The following is a 1234-nucleotide window of genomic DNA, read 5'->3' as shown; positions in this document are numbered from 1 at the left end:
GTCTATGTAGTCATCCAGTTTCTCGGTCAGTCGCCCGCCATAGCCTCCCTTACCGGTATTCTGGATTTGCGTCCACATATCCACGTTGCTGCGCAGTGCCTTCATTTCCTCCGGGCTCAGGCTCCACAGGTTCCCGTCCCACTGGCGGCCGATCTGTCCGCTCAGTTTGTCTATCTGTGCCTGGTTGAAACCGCCCCAGTAGTAGTTCCAGCTGTGGTGACTTCCGCTGTAGCGTGCCTGTTCCTTTGCTATCTGCAGATAGTTTGCATTCGTTTCTTTTTGGTATTTGTAAGCATCCCGGTAAGCTTCCACCGATTTTGTCCCCTTGCTTGCCTTAATGGTATCGGTCAGGTCTTCGATGGAAGTCTGCAGTTTCTCGTTCCGGTCCGTAAGACGGTCTATAGCCGCCTGCACTTCCCTGGCGTTCCCGCCGATGCCGAACAGTTTGTTGAAACCTCCGAAAGACACCGTGTTCAGCAGTCCTCCGATACCATTCACAAGGGAACCGCCTATCTGTTTGAACAGGTCTCCGCTGAGGATATTGTCGAGTATTCCGGTTATCGCATTGAAAATGGTATCTATCAATGATGAGATAATCGGGCCAATACCGTCTTTCAGCAAATCCAGTATGGAGAGAATGGCCGATATGATTTGTCCGATGACTCCGGCACTTGACAGGGTTTCGGACATCCGGCTGATGGCATCGCCGACCTTGCCTCCGATATTCAGTTTTGAAAGACCGGTAAGCATGTTCTGGATTCCTTCAAATGATCCCTGCAAGGTTCCGCTCGCAAAGCCGTGCAACCCGTCGGATACCATGTTCAACCCGTCAACCGTGTCCCGGGAGGCACTTTTCACCTCCCCGGCAAGCGCCTTCATTTCAGAGGTGGCGTTCAGGTATTCTTCGTCAGCTGAAATGCTGGACGATTGGGCCATTTGAAGAGCGATTTTAGTACGTTCTATTTCTGCCTGGTTACCGCTTTCAAGAGCCTTGTTGTAATCGGTCTGCGCTGCTTTTAACCGAATGAATGCCGCTTCCTGCTGCAGTTCCGCATTTTGCACGCGTGTTACGGCATCCCCCAAAGCGTGCATCTGCGTTTGCAGCCGGGCAAAATCCAATGTCCCGTTGCCACCGGGGAGCATGCTTTGAATCCGTTCGATGGCATCGTAAACGACCTGCTGGTCTGCGGCTCCCGTTTTTTTGAACTCATCCGTCTTGACATACTGTTTAAGC

1 pseudogene is annotated in these 1234 nt (G+C 52.0%); it reads right to left on the bottom strand.

Annotated features, from left to right (window positions below):
* Positions 1-1234, bottom strand: a pseudogene (locus WKT20_RS18015) (viral A-type inclusion protein); the annotation flags it as partial.

The sequence above is a fragment of the Phocaeicola sp. ICN-14070 genome, assembly GCF_037892625.1.
GTDB lineage: Bacteria > Bacteroidota > Bacteroidia > Bacteroidales > Bacteroidaceae > Phocaeicola > Phocaeicola plebeius.
The sequence above is the reverse complement of the archived record's forward strand: the minus strand, read 5'-3'. Positions and strand labels throughout refer to the sequence as shown.